This is a genomic window from Kutzneria buriramensis, from assembly GCF_003387475.1.
In the GTDB taxonomy this organism is placed as follows: Bacteria; Actinomycetota; Actinomycetes; order Mycobacteriales; family Pseudonocardiaceae; genus Kutzneria; species Kutzneria buriramensis.
The window spans coordinates 1-17,062 of record NZ_QUNO01000011.1 but is presented as its reverse complement, the minus strand read 5'-3'; the positions used below and the strand labels follow the sequence as shown (position 1 = coordinate 17,062).

Annotated in this window: 14 protein-coding genes, 1 tRNA gene and 1 pseudogene; 5 read left to right on the top strand and 11 right to left on the bottom strand. The window is 70.4% G+C overall.

Annotated features, from left to right (window positions below):
• Window positions 1-74 precede the first annotated feature (74 nt).
• Window positions 75-296, bottom strand: coding sequence for a hypothetical protein (locus BCF44_RS55770; RefSeq protein ID WP_170217829.1), 222 nt, complete (start codon window positions 294-296; stop codon window positions 75-77).
• Between the two features lie 102 nt (window positions 297-398).
• Between BCF44_RS55770 and BCF44_RS29885 the strand changes: the two genes are divergently transcribed.
• Complete coding sequence (locus BCF44_RS29885; protein WP_116177768.1) at window positions 399-3,635, top strand: penicillin acylase family protein; 3,237 nt, start codon at window positions 399-401, stop codon at window positions 3,633-3,635.
• Here BCF44_RS29885 and BCF44_RS29880 read toward each other — a convergent pair.
• Together BCF44_RS29880 and BCF44_RS29875 are read right to left on the bottom strand one after the other, a co-directional pair.
• On the bottom strand, window positions 3,623-4,507 hold the full coding sequence (locus BCF44_RS29880; RefSeq protein WP_147328690.1) for a hypothetical protein: 885 nt from the start codon (window positions 4,505-4,507) through the stop codon (window positions 3,623-3,625). The two genes, BCF44_RS29885 and BCF44_RS29880, sit on opposite strands and share 13 nt — an antisense overlap.
• A gap of 13 nt (window positions 4,508-4,520) precedes the next feature.
• Window positions 4,521-6,083, bottom strand: coding sequence for a hypothetical protein (locus BCF44_RS29875; protein WP_116177766.1), 1,563 nt, complete (start codon window positions 6,081-6,083; stop codon window positions 4,521-4,523).
• A 195-nt stretch (window positions 6,084-6,278) separates the two neighbouring features.
• Here BCF44_RS29875 and BCF44_RS29870 point away from each other — a divergent pair.
• A tRNA-Arg gene (locus BCF44_RS29870) sits at window positions 6,279-6,354 on the top strand.
• A 65-nt stretch (window positions 6,355-6,419) separates the two neighbouring features.
• Here BCF44_RS29870 and BCF44_RS29865 read toward each other — a convergent pair.
• Window positions 6,420-6,911 (bottom strand): hypothetical protein, encoded by a 492-nt coding sequence (locus BCF44_RS29865; protein ID WP_116177765.1) that lies wholly within the window; start codon window positions 6,909-6,911, stop codon window positions 6,420-6,422.
• A gap of 172 nt (window positions 6,912-7,083) precedes the next feature.
• Here BCF44_RS29865 and BCF44_RS29860 point away from each other — a divergent pair, with 172 nt between their 5' ends.
• Entirely contained in the window at window positions 7,084-8,103 is a 1,020-nt protein-coding gene (locus tag BCF44_RS29860) for a LysR family transcriptional regulator (RefSeq protein ID WP_116177764.1), read from the top strand.
• Here BCF44_RS29860 and BCF44_RS29855 read toward each other — a convergent pair.
• Window positions 8,060-8,791, bottom strand: coding sequence for an SDR family NAD(P)-dependent oxidoreductase (locus BCF44_RS29855; protein ID WP_116177763.1), 732 nt, complete (start codon window positions 8,789-8,791; stop codon window positions 8,060-8,062). The genes BCF44_RS29860 and BCF44_RS29855 overlap by 44 nt on opposite strands.
• Before the next feature lie 90 nt (window positions 8,792-8,881).
• On the opposite strand from BCF44_RS29855, the gene BCF44_RS29850 reads away from it, so the two are divergent.
• Window positions 8,882-9,439 carry a TetR/AcrR family transcriptional regulator gene (locus BCF44_RS29850; RefSeq protein ID WP_116177762.1) on the top strand — a complete coding sequence of 186 codons (558 nt, stop codon included), beginning with the start codon at window positions 8,882-8,884 and terminating at the stop codon, window positions 9,437-9,439.
• Between the two features lie 160 nt (window positions 9,440-9,599).
• Window positions 9,600-12,242 carry an HAD family hydrolase gene (locus tag BCF44_RS29845; protein ID WP_116177761.1) on the top strand — a complete coding sequence of 881 codons (2,643 nt, stop codon included), beginning with the start codon at window positions 9,600-9,602 and terminating at the stop codon, window positions 12,240-12,242.
• Between the two features lie 45 nt (window positions 12,243-12,287).
• Here the strand turns inward: BCF44_RS29845 and BCF44_RS29840 are convergent, their stop codons facing one another.
• From BCF44_RS29840 to BCF44_RS55765, 6 genes and pseudogenes are all read right to left on the bottom strand, one after another.
• Window positions 12,288-12,659: a hypothetical protein gene (locus BCF44_RS29840; RefSeq protein WP_170217828.1), complete on the bottom strand. Its 372-nt coding sequence runs from the start codon at window positions 12,657-12,659 to the stop codon at window positions 12,288-12,290.
• A 9-nt stretch (window positions 12,660-12,668) separates the two neighbouring features.
• Window positions 12,669-13,091: a roadblock/LC7 domain-containing protein gene (locus tag BCF44_RS29835; protein ID WP_246015727.1), complete on the bottom strand. Its 423-nt coding sequence runs from the start codon at window positions 13,089-13,091 to the stop codon at window positions 12,669-12,671.
• A gap of 2 nt (window positions 13,092-13,093) precedes the next feature.
• Complete coding sequence (locus tag BCF44_RS29830) at window positions 13,094-13,747, bottom strand: hypothetical protein (RefSeq protein WP_116177758.1); 654 nt, start codon at window positions 13,745-13,747, stop codon at window positions 13,094-13,096.
• Window positions 13,748-13,962: 215 nt separating this feature from the next.
• Window positions 13,963-15,711 carry a VanW family protein gene (locus BCF44_RS29825; RefSeq protein WP_379799709.1) on the bottom strand — a complete coding sequence of 583 codons (1,749 nt, stop codon included), beginning with the start codon at window positions 15,709-15,711 and terminating at the stop codon, window positions 13,963-13,965.
• Window positions 15,712-15,763: 52 nt separating this feature from the next.
• Window positions 15,764-16,585, bottom strand: coding sequence for a tetratricopeptide repeat protein (locus BCF44_RS29820; RefSeq protein ID WP_147328689.1), 822 nt, complete (start codon window positions 16,583-16,585; stop codon window positions 15,764-15,766).
• 213 nt (window positions 16,586-16,798) lie between these two features.
• Window positions 16,799-17,062 (bottom strand): annotated as a pseudogene (locus tag BCF44_RS55765) (hypothetical protein); the annotation flags it as partial.

Genomic DNA, 17,062 nt, shown 5'->3' with positions numbered 1-17,062 from the left:
CCTAGAAGTTCCGGCAACTTGACGCCCGGACCGAAATATCAACGGTTTCCAAACCTGTGAATCGACTTGCACGATCAGGGGCAGCTGTGCCGTCCGGCGGTACGCAGGCTGCGCGCGGCGACGAGTGTCAAGCCGCCGAACAGCCACCCGCCGACCGACCCGAGCACGGCGCCGGCCAGCCCCGCGCCGTGCAGCATGGCCACGAGGCCGCCGGCCCCGCCGGTCGCCCGCATCCGCCATCGCCCCTGGTCGCGGGCCAGTTCTTCGTCGATCCACGACACCACGGATCCGGTCACACCTCTCACCCTTCAGAGTGAATGTCTAACGTGAAGCTCTTTCGCGTTGAACTACTCACAAGTAACGTGCGTCACGTTCCCTCCCGGAGAGGACCCCTGCGCATGTCGCGAAGCGTTCGCATCGCCGTTGCCGCCGCGCTTTTCGCGGCGACGACCACCACCCTGCTCTCGTCGGCCCCCGCCACTGCGGCCCCGGCCAACAACGACTACTGCCTCGGCCAGTGCAACGACATCCTGCCGCCGGGTGAGAACGGCAATGCCACGCTCACCGACATCCTCGGCAACAAGGCCTTCGGCACCCGCCCCGCGCACACCGACGACCAGCTCGGCAAGTACGCGAACCTGGTGAGCGGTTACACCGGACTGACCAACGGCCAGCTGTCGAGCTTCTTCGACGACTCATCCTTCGGGGTGCCCGTCAATCAGGTGGAATCAACCATCAAACCGCGCTCGGACGTGACCATCGTGCGCGACAAGGCCACCGGCGTCCCGCACATCACCGGCACCACCCGCTCCGGCACCGAGTTCGGCGCGGGCTACGCGGCGGCCAACGACCGGCTGTGGCTGATGGACGTCTTCCGGCACGTCGGACGGGGCGAGCTGACCTCGTTCGCCGGCGGCGCGGTCGGCAACCGCGGCCTGGAGCAGACCTTCTGGCAGGCCGCCCCGTACACCGAGCAGGACCTCCAGAACCAGCTCAACGCGGCCGCGGCGGCGCACGGCGCCCGCGGCGCGCAGGCCCTCCAGGACGCCACCGACTACGTGGCCGGCATCAACGCCTACATCACGCAGGCGTACAACGCCCGGAACTTCCCCGGCGAGTACGACCTGACCGGGCACATCAACCCGGTCACCAACGCCGGCAGCATCGACCCGTTCAAGGTCACCGACATGGTCGCCATCGGCGCCGTGGTCGGCGCGCTGTTCGGCTCGGGCGGCGGCGGCGAGGTGCAGTCGGCGCTGGTGAAGCTGGCCGCCGACGCCAAGTACGGCGTGACCGACGGCGACAAGGTGTGGAACGCCTTCCGGGAGCAGAACGACCCCGAGGCCGTCACCACCGTCCACGACGGCAGCTCCTTCCCGTACGGGCAGGACCCGGCCAACCCGCAGGGCGTCGCGATGCCCGACCCGGGCTCGGTGACGCCGCAGCAGCTGGTGTTCGACCCGACCGGCTCGGCGGCGTCCGCGGCCGAGGTGAAGGCGGCCACCCAGCCGGCGGCGCAGACGCCGGACGAGGAGAAGGCCCGCGGCGTCTTCGACAACGGCGTGCTGCCGGCCGACCTGATCTCGGCCAAGCACGGCATGTCCAACGCGCTGCTGGTGTCGGGCAAGTACACCGACACCGGCAACCCGGTGGCCGTGTTCGGGCCGCAGACCGGCTACTTCGCGCCGCAGCTGCTGATGCTGGAGGAGTTGCAGGGCCCGGGCATCAGCGCCCGCGGCGCCGCGTTCGCCGGCGTCAGCCTGTACGTGGAGCTGGGCCGCGGCCAGGACTACTCGTGGAGCGCGACCTCGGCCGAGCAGGACATCACCGACACCTACGCGCTGCGGCTGTGCGACCCGAGCGGCAACGCGCCGACCAAGGACTCCAACTACTACCTGTACCACGGCCAGTGCCTGGCGATGGAGCAGCTGGAGCGGGACAACGCGTGGACGCCGACCGTCGCGGACGGCACCGCGGCGGGCTCGTACAAGCTGATCGCGTTCCGCACCAAGTACGGCATAGTGCAGTCGCGGGCGACCGTCGGCGGCGTGCCGGTGGCGTACGCCAGCCTGCGGTCCAGCTACAACCACGAGGTGGACTCGATCATCGGGTTCCAGGAGTTCAACGACCCGTCGGCGGTGCACGACGCGGCCAGCTTCCAGAAGGCCGCCGCGGACGTGAACTACACCTTCAACTGGTTCTACGTGGACTCCAAGGACGTCGCGTACTACAACTCGGGCAACAACCCGGTGCGGGCCGCGAACACCAACCCGAACCTGCCGATCTGGGCCGACCAGCAGTACGAGTGGCAGGGCTGGAACCCGACCACCAACGTGGCGACCTACACCGGCTTCGCGCAGCACCCGAACTCGATCGACCAGGACTACTACGTCAGCTGGAACAACAAGCAGGCCAAGGACTTCAGCGAGGCCAACTACGGTGACGGCTCGGTGCACCGGGTCAACCTGCTGGACAGCCGGGTGAAGAAGCTGATCTCCAGCGGCCAGAAGGTGACGCGGGCCTCGCTCACCGCGGCCATGGCCGACGCGGCCAACGCCGACCTGCGGGCCGAGGACGTGCTGCCGGACGCGCTGCGGGTGCTGAACAGCCAGCCGATCACCGACCCGACGCTGGCCAACGCGGTCAGCCAGCTGACCGCCTGGCAACAGGCCGGCTCGCACCGGCTGGAGACCACGGCGGGCAGCCACACCTACGCCAACGCGGCCGCGATCCAGATCATGGACGCCTGGTGGTCGCTGCTGGTGCAGGGCGAGTTCCAGCCGGCGATGGGCAGCGATCTGTTCAACGCCATGACCGGTGCCATCCAGATCAACGAGTCCCCGTCGGGCGGCCAGAACATCGGCAGCACCGACGGCAGCGCGAACAACTCCCAGCCGCACAAGGGTTCCTCGTTCCAGTTCGGCTGGTGGTCGTACGCGGACAAGGATCTGCGCGCGGTGCTCGGCGACACCGTGCAGGGCGGGTTGACGAAGTCCTTCTGCGGCAACGGTGTGCTGGCGCAGTGCCGGCAGGCGCTGCTGACCAGCCTCCAGCAGGCGGTCGGCGAGACCACCGCGCAGGTCTACCCCGGTGACGCGGACTGCTCGGCCGGCGACCAGTGGTGCGCCGACTCGATCATCCAGCGGCCGCTGGGCGGCGTCACCGACGGCAAGATCAGCTGGCAGAACCGCCCGACCTACCAGCAGGTGGTGCAGTACCCGGCGCACCGCGGCGACAACGTGTCCAACCTGGCGCTGGCCAAGTCCGTGACGGCGACCAGCCACGAGACCGGCGCCTACGACTCGCCGCCGGCCAACGCGGTGGATGGCAAGTCGGACACCCGGTGGGCCAGCGACTGGAGCGACAACCAGTCGATCACCGTCGACCTCGGTTCCGTGCAGACCGTCGGGAGGGCCATCCTGACCTGGGAATCCGCCTACGCCAAGGGATACCGGATCGACGTGTCCACCGACGGCAGCAACTGGCGCACGGTCTGGTCGACCGCGGCCGGCGCCGGCGGCACCGAGAACGACACGTTCACCCCGACCGACGCCCGCTACGTGCGGATGAGCGGGGTGCAGCGCGGCACCAAGTACGGCTACTCGCTCTACGAGTTCCAGGTCTACTCGCTGTGAGCCGGCCGGGGGCGGTGCTGGCCGCCGCCCCCGTCCAGTTCGGGCAGCTCGCTGGCCAGATCGGGGCTGCCGTAGTGGGAGAAGACCTCCGCCAGGTTGCTGAGCAGCCGCCAGCGGGCGCCATCCGGTAGCCGGTCCACGAAACGGTCCACAAGGGACGCCACGGTGTCCGTTGTGGACCGTTCGTCGTTCTCGGTCATGATCTGGGCCAGCTTGCGCAGCTTGGCCGACATCTCGACGGCCTGGTCGACCTGGTTGTCGTTGTTCTGGAGCCACCACACGGTGGCCATCGCCGGGTCGCTGAGGATGTCGTCCTTGAGATGGCGCAGCTCGTCCAGCTTGAGGTCGCGGTCCCAGCCGCGGACCAGCCGGCGGCGCTGGAGCTCCTGGAACAGCTCGGTGGCCGCCCGGGACTCGTCGGTGCAGGTCAACTCGATCTCCACCAGCTGCACGGCGATCCGGGCGTCCTCCAGCTTGGTCACGTAGCCGAGCTCGGCCTCCAGCTTGTGCTGCAACTGCTCGCAGTGCGTCACCTGACCCTTGGCCAGGATCTCCGCCGCACGCCGCTCGATGTCGCTGCGGGCAATGGATTCCGGCTTGGCGTGGGTGGTCTCGCCGATCGCCTCCCAGGCCACCGTGCAGGTGGCGGTGAACTCGGCATGCGGCACCGCGCTGGGCAGCACGGCCGTGAACACGACCGTCGGCCGCTTGGGCGCCGGCGGCGGCTGCCGCAGCGGGACCGTCGACTTCGGCTGTGTGCCGTAGATCCAGTCGTGTTCGGCCTGCTGACGGCGCCGGAGGAAGCGCTGCCACCAGCCGCCCATCTTGCCGCGCACGGTCGGCTTCACTTCCGACCACGGATCCGTTGGCATGGTTCCCCTTGCTTCAACTCGAGATCGCGGACCGCAGCAGCGGGTCCACCCCGTTCAGCTTCGCCTGCAACTGGTCGTGCACGTCGGCGGAGCCGCCGTCGCGACGCCACTCGAACGCCGCCAGGTCGAGGGCGCCCAGCTCCGCCGGCCGGCCGCCGGCCGCCTGCACCAGCAGGTTGAGCAGGGTGTCCCGGTGCTGCGGCTGCGCCGCCGCCTCGTCCAGCAGCGCCCGCACCGCCAACGCCCGCCGCGCGCGGTCGGTCTCCCGTAACCAGCGGGCCAGCCTTGTGACCACCTGGGCGAACTGACTCTCGCCGGCCATTGTGGACAGTGCCGCCGCGACCTGGTCGGTCAGTTCCGGCCGCCGCACGAAGCTGCCCAGCCGGGTCAGCGCGATGTGCGGAAAGCGGTTGCCGAGCTCGCCGCCGCAGACGGCGATCGCCACTTCGCTCAGGGCCGGCGGCAGATCGCGGCGCCCGGACCAGTCCTTGATCGCCCGACGGATGTCCGGGCCGATCGCCGGATCCAGCGCGGCCGCCGCAAGCAGGCGCCGCGCCAGCGGGACGGCACTTTCCGACCAGGCCGCGACGGCCTTGACCACCGCCGGCGCGCCGAGTCCGATCAGCCGCGCCGGGAGCCGGGCGCTGTCGTCCTCGCAAAGCCTTGCCGGCAACGCGATCAGCCAGTCGACCAGGGGTTCGCGCAGCGTCGGGAACTGCGTCCAGACGTAGTCGATGACCGCTTCCGCGTACCCCGGCGTGGCGAAGGTGACCGTGCCGGAGAACGCCCCTACGCCGGCCAGCCTCGCCGCAAGGCCGGGGCCCGCCAACGGATGCGGTCGTGGCCCGTCATAACGGGTTTCGGCAAGCAAAGCGTCGGCCGCCGCGTCCACCACGTCCTGGTGAGCGCCTTCCAAGAACGCCGCCGCCAGCAGCAGCGCCCGCCACGGCACGTCCTCGTGCTGGTCGAACTGCTTGCGCAGCCGCCCTCTCCAGTGGTCGTACGCGCCGGCCACGAGCCGAGGATCCTCGATGCTCGCCAGCAACTCCGCCAGCCGCACCGCTTCCGCTGCCGTCGTCGGCGGCTTCGTCGGCAGGGGATCGAATTCCTCGCCTTCGAGATGAGCCTTGAGCACCTCTCCCGGTTCCGGCGCAGGCAGTCTGACCGCTTCGAATCCGGCCGCCCGATCGTTGTCGACGATCACCACCAGCGAGCTGTCCTCCTGGTCCAGCGCCGCCGTGAACTCGGGCAGCGCCGCCCCGACCTGCTCCACCGTCGCGTCGTCGGCCGTGGTCAGGTCCAGCAGGTAGCCCTCCTTGGCCGCCACCGGATGCCGGGCCAGCGTCGCCTCGTCGTCCACCGCGATCTCGACCAGGTGCAGGCCGCCCAGACGATCCAGCAGCACCGTCGCCGCCGTGCGCCGCCCCGAGCCGCTCGGACCGGCCAGCACCACCGCGCGGCTGCCCAGCAGCTTCGCCAGCGCGTCGAGGAACCCTTCCGGCTCCACGAACCGCCTCGCCGCCCGCCTGGCGTCCAACCGGGTGCGCTCCGGCAGCCGGGTCGCGTCGGTGGTCAACAGCCGCTCCTCCCCATCGTCGTGCCCCTAGCGACTATGCGGGACGAGGGGCCCGGCCGGGGGAAAGTTCCCCTGTTCGTCGGCCTCCCCACGGCTCCGACCCACACCGCGCGTGACCGTTACTACTCCACAAGGCGGATCCACCCGCCGCCACGCGACCCCGCCCGCTACCGCTATGCTCACCTCGGTGCGTACGCCCCCGTAGCTCAGGGGATAGAGCAACGGTTTCCTAAACCGTGTGCCGTAGGTTCGAATCCTACCGGGGGCACCACCTTTCACCGGGTGAAATCGGCCCCTCACCAGCGGTAACGCGGTGAGGGGCCGATTGTTTTCCGGTCACGCGGCGACTGCTGCCGCCTTGCGGGCGCGGATGGTGGCGTTGCTGCCGGGCAGCCATTGCAGGACGAGCGCGGCCAGCAGGCAGACGGCGGTGGCGGCGTCGAACACCTTGAGCAGTGCGGGATCCAGGTCGACGAGATCCCGTACGGCCAGCAGGGCGCCGATGACGGCGAAGACGGTGAGCAGGACTCGGGCCCAGTTGTGGGCGGCGAGGACGAGGGCGGCGGACACCAGGGCGATGACGCCGATGCCGAGCCAGAGGTAGGCCCGGCTGGTGAACGAGTCCACGGCGAGCGGGACCAGGTCGTCGGCGGTGACGAGGCCGCCGGCGTCGCCGGTGGACTGAAGGTAGTCCTGGGCGGCGGATCGGATGAGGTCCTGGCCGTTCACCAGGACCAGCACGCCCCACACCAGCGCGCTGAGCGCGCCGACCAGGCCGAGCGCGCCGGCGACGGTCAGCAGGCGGGAGCGGGAACCGTACGAACTCACTTCTGTCGAACTCCTCGGATCAGAATGGAATCGAGCGCCCCGGAGCCTTCCGCTGACCGGGTTGCGCGTCCACCGGTTCGGATCATTATCTGGAGATTTCTTCAACTGGAATCGAGATCGGTTTCGGCCGCGCTACGCTGCCGCGGCCACGAATCGTCGAAAGGGAGTCGCGATGTCCGGTCCGCTCCGGCCGCCGCCGGTCAACGTCCTCAACCGGCTCCTGCGCGCTTCGCCGGCCTTCCTGGACACCACGTTCGACCAGCTGCGCACGCTGATCGCGGTGGCCGAGGCCGGCACGGCGCTGGCCGCGGCCCGAACCCTGGGCCGCGACCAGTCGAGCGTGCAGAAACAACTCGACACGCTGAACCGCAATTTCGGCGAATTATGCGGGGAACCGCTGGTGCGCAAACAGGGACGCGGCCGGGACGTGCTGTTCACCGATACGGGACGGGCGCTCGTCGAACAGGCCCGGGCGACGTCGAGCGCCTGGCTGGACGCAATTCACGAATGCCGGCGCCAACTCGGCGGCACGCTGACCGTGGGCGCGACCCGGTACACGCTGGCGTATCTGGCGGAGGCCGGCGAGCGGGTCGCGGCGGAGTTCACCGCCCGCGGCATCGAGCTGAACGTGGTCCACGTGCGCACGAGGGATCTGCTCGACCGGTTGTCCGCCAAGGAGGTCGACCTGGTCTGCGGCAGCGTCCTCACGAACGCCTCCCTCGACGCGTTCGACGTCATGGAGTGGCGCCGCAGCGGACTCGCGCTGCTGACCAATCTGGACACCTGCCAGCTCGGCGACTCGGCCACCACCAGCGAACTGCCGACGCTGCCGCTGGTCGTGCCGGGCGGCGGCGTGATCACCGACTTCGTGCACGGCTGGTTCGGCGCGGACTACCGCCGCCGCCTCGATCTCGTCGCCGAGATCGACTCCGCGCAGTACGGGTTCGAGCTGCTGCGTTCCGGCCTGGTGCGGGGCTGCATGCTGGTGACCGAGGGCCTGGGCGAGGCCGTCGACGCGGGCCGCATGGAGGGAACCTCGGGGCTGCGCCGGGTCGAACTCGTCGACGACCTCGAACCGGGACTCGGCCTGCTGGTCGGGGTCTTCGCCCGCCGCGGCGAGCGAGCGTCCTATCCGGACGGTCACCCGCTCAATCTGCTGTGGTCAGCGCTGAAGCCGAGTCGAGCGCGTTGAAGACCTCCTCGGCACGGTCGCGCTTGACGTGCAGGTCCCAGGCGACGTCGGCGACGGCATCGGGGTCCAGGGTCGGGATCGCGCCGAAGGTCTCGCGGTGCGCCAGCACATGGGCGTGGATGTCGCCGCGTTCGAGCAGCCCTCCGATGACCAGCGCGGCGGCGTGCACGCCGCGGTCGGCGACGGTCGCGTTGAGGGTCAGGGCGTAGTTGCGCAGGCCGGCGCTGGGCACGGCCAGCGCCCCCATCATCGGCATCGGCCGCACGGCGCTGAGCCCGGTGGCGAACAGGAAGGTGCCCCGGCGGCGTTCGAGCATGCCGGGCAGCAGGTGCTGCACGACGTCCACGGCGGGGTAGACCCACGCCATGACGGCGCGGATGTCGTCGGACGTGGCGGTGTCGATCGGCGCCATCGGCCCGTCGAAACCGCTGGGGCTGACGGCGTTGGGGCCGTAGTAGACGATCTCCGCCGGCCCGATCCGGTCCAGCGCGGACCGCAGCGCGTCCGGGTCCTGGGCGTCGGCGACCAACGCCTCGGCCTCGATCCCCAGCCCCGCCAGCTCGGCGAGGTAGCCGGGGTGCCGGGCGTCGCTGCGGGAGATCAGCGCCACCGGATGCCCCTCGCGGCCGAACCGCCGCGCGATCGACATGCCCAGGCCCGGCCCGACGCCGACGACCACCGCTGTCATGGTTCCTCCCCCTACGAAATTTGAGACTGTCCTCAACTTCTTCACCGTAGCACAAGTTGAGGGTGCCCTCGGGTTACTTACAATGACGTCATGGCCAGAGCTCTGCGAGCGGACGCGGTCCGCAACCGGGACAAGCTGCTGGCCGCTGCCGCGAGTGAGTTCGCGGCGCGGGGCCTGGACGCCCCGCTGGAGCACATCGCCAAGCGCGCCGGCGTCAGCATCGGCACGCTCTACAACCACTTCCCCACCCGCGACGACCTCCTCGACGCGCTGCTGCCCGAACGCCTCGGCCCGGCCATGGCCGAGATCGCCGCGCAGGCGCTGGCCGAGGACGACCCGTGGCGCGGCTTCGAGACGTACCTGGCGGGCCTGCTCGGGCTCCAGGCCCGCGACCGCGCCCTCAACGACGCGATCTCCCAACGGATCCCGCTCTCGCCCGAGGTGCACGCGGTGTGCGGGCAGGGCTTCGAGCAGGCGCTGCTGATCATCGGCCGGGCCCGGGACGCCGGCTGCCTGCGCCCGGATTTCGAGCCCGCCGACCTGCTGTCGCTGACCTGGGCGATGGCCGCGGTGATCCAGCGGAATCCGCAGGGCTGGCGGCGGTTCCTGGACCTCTACCTGAACGGCGTACGCGTCGGTCGACGGTGAGTTCCGGGACTGCACCGCTGTGTGTTCGCTCACCGCCCGGATCCCGCTAAACTCCCCCGCACGTCCGCGCCAGCCGGGCACGGTGAAGCGCGGCGGCAGCTGCACGCGTACTCACGCGTGAAGGGGAACCCTGATCACAGCGAGTCCGAGAGAGGTCACGTTGTCTGACGCCCCGGAAAGCGGTCATCCGCTGCTCGAGAAGGTGCACCGCATCATCGCCGACCGCTCCTGCTCGGTGCTGACACTGGACATCTTCGACACCGTGCTGTGGCGCCTGGTGCCCCGGCCCACGGACGTGTTCGGCCTGCTGGCGGCCCGGTTGCGCGCCGCCGGTCAGTGCCCGGCCTGGGTCACCGACGCCACCTTCCGGCGGATGCGGATCGGCGCCGAGGCCGCGGCCCGCGCCGGCCGCGACGCGCTGGGCACCGAGGTGTCCCTGTTCGACATCTGGCGGGCCATGCCGGCGGACGTGTTCGCCAACGCGCTGCTGGAGGAGCTGGTCGCCGCCGAGGTGCGGGTCGAGCGCGAGCTGACGGTGGTCGACCTGGACGTCGCCGCCGTGATCCGGGCGGCCCGCAAGCACGACCTGCCGGTCGCGCTGGTCTCCGACACGTACTTCACCGAGGAGCACCTGGCGACCCTGCTCGACCGGCCGGAACTGGGGCCGCTGCAGGACGTCCGGATCTTCCGCTCGCACCAGCACGGCGTGGACAAGGGCCACGGCCTGTGGCCGATCGTGCTGCACGACCTCGACGTCAGCGCCGAGCAGGTGGTGCACATCGGCGACAACGAGGTCGCCGACGTGACGGTCCCGGCCGCGCTCGGCATCCGCACCGTGCACTACCGCCGGCTCGACGAGGGCTACCTGGCCACGCTGGCCCGCGAGCACGAGCCGCTGGAGTACTTCGGCGACCACGCCCCGAACCTGGACGAGCAGTACGGCGACTTCGGCCTGACCAGCTTGCGGGCCAAGGCGATCCACGCCACCCCGCCGCAGGCCACCACCTCCCTGGACATCGCCGCCCGCTTCGGCACGGCGGTGATCGGCCCTGTGCTCACCGGTTTCGCCGAGTGGGCGGTGCGCCGCGCGCACGAGACCGGCACCCGGATCCTGTGGTGCCCGATGCGCGAGGGCGAGCTGCTGGCCGAGCTGATCAACAACGCCGCCCGGGCCCGCGGCCTCGACGTGGAGGCGCGGCCGATCTGGCTGTCGCGGCAGGCGACGGCGTTGGCGTGCGCGGACTTCCACGACGACGAGGCGGTGCACAACTTCATCCGCCGCGGTTACCAGCTGTCGGTGCGCCAGCTGCTGTCGGTGCTGCACCTCCAGGTCGGCGACGTGCCGGCGCTGGCGGCCGAGCTCGACACGGTGATCGACAACGGGCACATCGCCGAACGGGTCACCACCGCGCTCACCGAGACCCCGCACATCCGCAACCGGCTCGTGCTCAGCGCCGCCGAGGCCCGCGAGCGGCTGATCAAGTCGCTCACCAAGGCCGGCGCGCTGACCGGGAACGGCATCACCCTGGTCGACCTGGGCTGGGTCGGCACCATCCAGCTGCAACTGGCCCGCGCGCTGCGGATCGCCGACATCGACATCAAGCCGGCCGGCCTGTACATGGTCACCGACCACCGGTCCCAGGACGTGGTCCTGACCGGTCTGCGGGCCGAGGGCTACCTGGCGCAGACCGGGCAGCCCGCCGACATCTCGGCGACGATCTCGCGCAGCCCCGAGGTGCTCGAACAGTGCATCAACGCGCTGTGCGGGTCGCTGACCGGGTTCACCGTGGACGGCGACCCGGTGCTGGGCGAGACCATCGACTCGCCGTCGCAGGTCGCCGAGCGGCGGGCCGCGTACCAGGGTGTGCTGGCGTTCCAGCGGCAGTGGAACCGGTATGTGGTCAACGCCGACGGCGCGTGGCCCGAGCTCGCCGAGCGGCCCGCCGCCCGGCAGCGGCTGGGCAACATCCTCGCGTCGGCGCTGAGGTCGCCGACGGCGGACGAGGCCGGCGTGTTCGGCAACTGGGTGCACGACGACAACTTCGGCTCCACGCTGGTGACCACGCTGCTGCCGGCGGAGCTGCGGCCGGCGATCCCCTACCTGTCCCCGAAGGACCTGGCCGCGCTCGGTCAGCGCGACACGTTCTGGCCGGGGCTGCTGGCGGCGTCGGACGTGCGGCTGGCCGAGGCTATGCGGGCGGTCTACGCCGGGCAGCTCGACCCGGACGTGTTCGAGCCGGCCGGCGAGCAGTTCGAGTCGCTGATGCGGCACCGCACGCTCGACGGCCACTGGCACGACTCCAGCCGCTGGCAGTTCCGGATCAACCACAACGGGTTGTCCTTCTCACGGATGAAGTTCGAGCACCACGACACCGACATCGTCTCGGTGGCCATCCCCGGCCGTCCGGCGGTGGTGCGGGTGGACTGGATCGAGGCCAAGGTGGTGGCCGGCGGCTCGCGCCGCGAGCAGACGGTGCGCTGGGAGACGCCGGCCGAGTTCGCCCGGCTGTACTACGCGGACTGCCGCTGGATCGGCGGCAACATGATGGAGTTCTTCACGCCGTACGCCGCGGTCTGGCTGCCGTTGGCGGAGAAGGCCGGCGCCCGGGTGGTGTCCTCCGGGCACGTCACCGTCGCGTTCGCGATGCTGGCGCAGTCGAAGACCGAGACGGCGCCGGGGATGCCGGAGGTCACCGAGTTCGAGCGGCTGTCGGTCCGGCTCGTCGAGGAGTACAAGAAGAAGGGCGCCACCGGCGTCGCGGCCGGCGCGGCGCGGATCGCCCTGCGCAAGCTCGGCCGGTGAGGCGTCGCGGCGATCCGTGTCCCCGGGCACGGATCGCCGCAACGCTCACACCACCAGGTCGGCCTCGATTCGCCGGAGGTTGTGGCGGGCCAGCGCGAGATTGGACGAATCCCGCTCCAGCACCAGGTACAGGAACAGCGAGCTGCGGTTCTTCATCGAGTTCAGCAGCCGGATCAGGTGGTACTGCCGGTGCAGCGTGATCAGGATGTCCTCGATGCTGTCGTTGAGCGCCAGCGTGGACATGACCCGGAGTTTCGACCGCACCACCTCGGTGTTGCCGGCGGCGGCGAGCTCCAGGTTGAGCCAGTCACCGCCGCCGCTGGTGCCGAGCGACATGCCGCTTTCGTAGTCGACCAGGGCGACGCCGACGGCGCCGGCGATGGACATGGCTTCCTTCAGAGCGGTATCGATGTTCATGATTTCCTTTCACGGGGTCAGCAGCGTGCCGATGCGGTCGGTCACGGGACGTGTCTCGTAGAGCAGGCGGCCGAGGTTGAGGCCGCTGTCGCCGAGCACCACCAGCAGCGCGAGCCGGCCGATGGCGTACACCGCCATGTAGCCGTTGCTGCTGAACACGACGGTCTGGGCGAGCGTGCCCTGGCCGGTGACCTCGGCCGCCTGACGCGCGATTCCGAGATTGGCCGCGGCCAGCGCGGAGATGTTCAGCGGATCGACGGCGTCCGCGACATCGGAGAAGATCGGAATTCCGTCGGACGCCGCGATCACCATGTCGGTCACTCCGGTGACGTTTTCCCGGAGCTTGCGCAACTCGACGGCAAGCGCGTCGTAGTCCACGTTTTTTCCTTTCCCTTTCAGAAAGGCCGAACGACGCCGGATGCGGCGCAGCATGGCTACGGTCCCTGGCCCGACCGGCGCACCGGCAGTGGTCCTGTCGGCGCGACGGCGGCCCGTTGGTCCGAACGGGGACGCAGCGTGGCGACGTCGTGGGCGCGGCCGGTGACGGCCGCGGCGGGCACGATCGCGAGCACGTCCTCGCCCAGCATGCGGGCGATTTCCACGGTGACGGTGTGCACGCCGAGGCCGAGCACGAACGCGATGTCCCGGGCGGTGCGCCGGCCGGTCGCGTGCGCGACGATCTCCCGCCACTGCTCGGCGGGCTCCGCACGGCCGGTGGGCACCAGGCGTTCCCGGTACGGCGACAGCGGGCATGGCGAGGCGGCGAGCACGGCCAGCCGGACGGCGGCCTCCCGGAGCAGCCGGTCGGGCCGGACTCCGTCCAGCGCCGGCGGCAGGACGTCGGCGGATTCGTCGAGGGCGTAGTGCGCGATGCCGCCGACGGCGATGGCGAACGCCGCGTCGGACATCGCCGCCCGGGCCAGGTCCCGCGCCTCGTCGTCGACGCGCAGCGTGCCCACGCCGGGCGCGCCCGGGCTGTGCGCCGCGACGACCGCGCCGTCCCGGAAGTGGATCACTCCGCCCGGGTCGCCGGCCAGCACCAGGGCCGCGGTGGCACGGTCGGCGTGGCACTGTCTCAGCGCGTGCACGAAGACGTCGAATGAGGTTCGATAAGCGCGTCTCAGGGGTTACTCCGCGTGAATTCGAGGTCGACGGGAACCATCACCGCCGGTACTTCTTACTCGCACGCGGGCAGTACCACATCCACCCCTACACGATCGAGTGAACGCATTCCATGCGGGGTAACAACCAATCGAAGATTGTTTTCCGCTCGCGAATTTACTCCGAATGCAGTCTCAAGCCCCTATCCGCCGCAGGTGATCTTAGGGGCCGGGTCGTACACCTTCTTGCGGGTGTGCCGGGAGACCTCGCGGCCGTTGAGGTCCTTGATCACGCGAGTGTCGGTGGCGGTGAAGCCCGGCCCGCCGTTCGACGGATGACAGTTGGTCGCCGGGCCCGGACGCGGTTGCGGATCGACGTAGTCGGAGCGCTCGCCGGGGACGGATTCCACCTGGTAGCGCTTGGTTCCCCAGAGCCGGACGGTGATGTTCTGCGGCGTCCAGATCGTCTGGATCACGATGCCGGTGGGGCCGTCGTTGTTGAACTTCAGGTCGATGACGCTGCTGCCGTCGGGATTCTCGAAGACGGTGGCCTCGCGGGCGGCCGGGTAGCGGCTGATGTAGTAGCTGTGCTCGGTGTGGCCGGCGTCGGCGAGCCCGGCGAAGTAGGAGGCGTTGTAGAGCGTGGTGGCGAACTGCGAGATGCCGCCGCCGACGGCGGTGCCGGGCGCGCCGTTCTCGATGATGCCGGCGTTGACGTAGCCCTGCGGCACGCCGCGAGGTCCGGTGAAACCGTTGAGGCTGAAGGTTTCCCCCGGCTTGACCACCGCACCGTCGACCTTCGCGGCCACCACTCGGATGTTGACGCCGGAGTCGGCGGCGAAGCCGCCGGTGGTGAACTCGCCGACGACCTCCTTGATGCCGAGCTGGTTGGCCTGGTCGGTGGTGAGCCTGGCCGGCTGCTTGGCGTACTGGGCCGTGACCGTGCGGTTGTCCTTGTGCGGCAACAGGTCGGCGAGGCCGGCGAGGCTCTTGTCCCAGTCGACGCCGCGCCCGTCCACCGAGGGCTTGACCGTCGGCTTGTCGCCCTCGATCACCACTTCGGCATCCTTGCCCAGCTGTTCGGTGCTGGCCAGCTGGGGCTTCAGGGCGTCGACCACCCTGCCGTGGTCCAGCTTCGGCGCGAGCTTGCCGTCGTCGCCGGCCGTGAAGGTGAGCGCGGCGGCGATCGCTTCCGGCTGGAGGGTGGCGTCCTTGCCCTCGCCCTTCACCGTGACCGGGCCGGACACCGCCGGCTTGGCGTAGTTCTCGACGGCCGCGCGCACCGCGTCGGCGCTGACCTTCGGCGACGTGGTGTTCACCGGCAACTGCACGGGATTCGCGGTCACCCAACCGTCCACAACGGACCGCTTCGCACCGGCGGTGTCGAGCTTCTGCCCCGATCGCGGGGTGACCGCGCTCGGCGTGATCCCGTCGAAGCGAATGGTTCCCTCGACCGGTTCGCGCTCCATCTTCAGCCCGCCCAACGCCTTTGCGAGCGCGGCATCGTCCACCTTGGACAGGAACGGCGACTCGTGCCCGGCGAAGAAGGAGGCAAGCCGGACGAACGGGTTCAGCGGCTGATCCCCCGCCCGGTCGAGGGTCCCCGACCAGTCCGGCGTCAGCCCGGCGGCCTTGGCGTCCAGCCTGGCGTCCACGTCACCGGCCCGCAGCTTGATCGGCCCCGCGATCCTCGAATCCAGCTCATCGTGCAGCCGCCGCTCCGCGTCCGTCCGGCTCAGGCCGCCGACATCCACGCCGGCCACCGTCGTGCCACGCGGCATCGAACCCCCGGAAAGCAGCAGGTCCAGGCCGTAGAGCAGCACCAGCACACCCACCGCCGCGCCCGCGACGATCAGTGCGCGGAACGGCAGCCGGCGCCCGCCCGTCGGCGGTTCCTCGGGCACCAGGCTGCCCGAGACCGGCGCGAACCGCGCGGTGCCCTCGATGCGGATGGTCTGCTCGTCGTCGGCCACCCGGCCGAGTTTACCGATTTGTCCGAGATGGTCAGTCGGCGATGGCCGCGAGCTCGTCCCGCGCCTCCCGCACCGCGGCGTGATCCGCCCCGAAGTAGGCGGTCCAGCGCTCGATGACCTCCTCGTACAGGCGAGTCGCCTCGTCGTTGCGGCCACGGCTCACCGCCACCTTCGCGAGGCCCCTCTTGCAGACCAGCGCGCACGATGCGTGGCCGTCAGGGGCGGCCAGGACGGTCACGAACTCCTCCTCGGCGCGGTCGAACTCGCCTGCGCCGAGCAGACACAGGCCGAAGGCATGCCGCGCACACAGCGTCAACGTGTGGTCCGGGCCGAGGATGCGGGTGCGGGCCGCCAGCACGGAGGCCATCTGCTCAACCGCCTCGGTGAACTGGCCGGCGTCATCCAACGCACTCGCCAGCTTGCTTCGACAGAGCAGGGTGACGTTGGTGTGGTCGCCGAACGCCGCCCTGGCCTCGTCGACGACGGCCCGCAGCTCCGACACGGCCGCATCGTGCTGACCGAGGCTCGACATCGAGCTCGCTCGCCACGCCCGCGCGAGGACCTGAGCGTTCCGATGCCGGGGCATGTCGTACCTCGGGATGGTCGCGTCGAGCGTCTCGATCGCGTCGGCGTACTGACCGAGCAGATGCTGGCACGCCGCCAGCGACAGCCCCACGTCCAGGGTCGCCGGCGCGTTGTCGCCCAACAGCCGACCACTCAGCCCCGCCAGCTCGCGCAGCCGAGTCAGGGCGAGCCGTGGCTCGGTCAGTTCCAGATTGATGGCGGCGCGCCGGCGTAGGACGATGATCCGGCTCCGGCGCGGCCGGCTGAGCAGGCGCAATGTCCATTCCATGGTGGTCCCTCCCCGCGCGAAAGCCTAGGCCCCGCACGAGGGGTGCGGGGCCTAGGGGTGGTGCTCCGTCGCCGGCGGTCGTTGTCGTTGCGCCACGCAAACTCGATGCGCCGGCGACGGAAACTCAGGGGGACGCGAGGAAGGCCGGTCCGTCCGGGGGTCGGGGACGGCCGGCCTGCGCTCGCCTTGTCGATACGGACCTCACTTCGTCGATCAGACGGTCACTGCCTCGAACACCTCGGTCTTGGCCTCCTTGTCCTCGGTCTTGGCGTCGTCGTTCTTGGGGGCGGGCGGGGTGGGCTTGATCCGCCGGAGCAGTGCGACCGTGAAGATCGCCGCGCCGACCGCGACCACACCACCGGCGATCGCGGAGTAGTGCAGCGAGTGCGTGAACGCCTCGCGGGCCACCGACAGCAGCGAGTCGGACTGGGCCTGCGGCAGGCCGTGGGCCACAGTCGAGGCGGTCGCGAGGGTCTG

Coding starts and splice junctions, on each gene's coding strand:
- BCF44_RS29885 (WP_116177768.1), top strand. CDS start 399: ATGTCGCGAAGCGTTCGCATCGCCGTTGCCGCCGCGCTTTTCGCGGCG.
- BCF44_RS29880 (WP_147328690.1), bottom strand. CDS start 4,507: ATGCCAACGGATCCGTGGTCGGAAGTGAAGCCGACCGTGCGCGGCAAG.
- BCF44_RS29860 (WP_116177764.1), top strand. CDS start 7,084: ATGTCCGGTCCGCTCCGGCCGCCGCCGGTCAACGTCCTCAACCGGCTC.
- BCF44_RS29855 (WP_116177763.1), bottom strand. CDS start 8,791: ATGACAGCGGTGGTCGTCGGCGTCGGGCCGGGCCTGGGCATGTCGATC.
- BCF44_RS29850 (WP_116177762.1), top strand. CDS start 8,882: ATGGCCAGAGCTCTGCGAGCGGACGCGGTCCGCAACCGGGACAAGCTG.
- BCF44_RS29840 (WP_170217828.1), bottom strand. CDS start 12,659: ATGAACATCGATACCGCTCTGAAGGAAGCCATGTCCATCGCCGGCGCC.
- BCF44_RS29835 (WP_246015727.1), bottom strand. CDS start 13,091: ATGCTGCGCCGCATCCGGCGTCGTTCGGCCTTTCTGAAAGGGAAAGGA.
- BCF44_RS29820 (WP_147328689.1), bottom strand. CDS start 16,585: ATGGAATGGACATTGCGCCTGCTCAGCCGGCCGCGCCGGAGCCGGATC.